Source organism: Vibrio sp. D173a (assembly GCF_030248475.1).
The window spans coordinates 1-884 of record NZ_JAHGAH010000851.1 but is presented as its reverse complement, the minus strand read 5'-3'; the positions used below and the strand labels follow the sequence as shown (position 1 = coordinate 884).

1 protein-coding gene is annotated in these 884 nt (G+C 49.5%); it reads left to right on the top strand.

Annotated elements, in window-relative coordinates:
- Nucleotides 1–884, top strand: an 884-nt coding sequence (locus KIV40_RS29790) for a valine--pyruvate transaminase (RefSeq protein WP_285352870.1), incomplete at both ends; no start/stop codon positions are given.

The window sequence follows — 884 nt, the reverse complement described above, 5'->3', positions numbered from 1 at the left end:
AGCAGCCATTCCTGCCATGCTCGACTACTTTCACCAAGCCAGTGAGGAACTCCTCGCCAGTGTAGCCCTGATCAACGCCCTCGCCAACTATGATGGACCGCAGGGCAAAGATGTTTTTGTAAAAGCGTTAGCAGCTCTACTTAAAGAGACCTACGGCTGGAATATCAGCGAAAAGAACATCAGCCTAACCAATGGTAGCCAGAGTGGCTTCTTCTACCTGTTCAACCTGCTTGCAGGTAAGCAGCCAGATGGCTCACACAAAAAGATCCTACTACCATTGGCACCGGAGTACATCGGTTACGGCGATGCCGGAATAGATGAAAACATCTTTATCTCTTACCACCCAGAAATTGAGATGCTTGATGATCGCATGTTCAAGTACCACGTCGACTTTGAAGAGCTCAAAGTGGATGAGTCGGTAGCGGCTATCTGTGCTTCACGCCCAACCAACCCAACGGGCAACGTACTAACAGATGAAGAGATCCGTAAACTCGATAAGCTAGCACGTGAAAACAACATTCCGCTGATCATCGATAATGCTTACGGCTTGCCGTTTCCAAACATCATCTTTGAGGATGTAGAGCCTTTCTGGAACGAGAACACCATCCTATGCATGAGCCTGTCTAAGCTTGGTTTACCAGGTGTGCGTTGCGGTATCGTGATTGCGAGTGAAGAAGTCACACAAGCGATGACCAATATGAATGGCATCATCAGTTTGGCGCCGGGCAGCATCGGCCCTGCACTTGCGCATCATATGATTGAGAAAGGCGACCTGCTTGAGCTGAGTGAGAACACCATCAAGCCATTCTACCGTCAGAAATCTCTGCGAGCTGTCGAGCTGCTCCAACAAGCGATCACCGACGAGCGCTTCCGCATTCACAAAC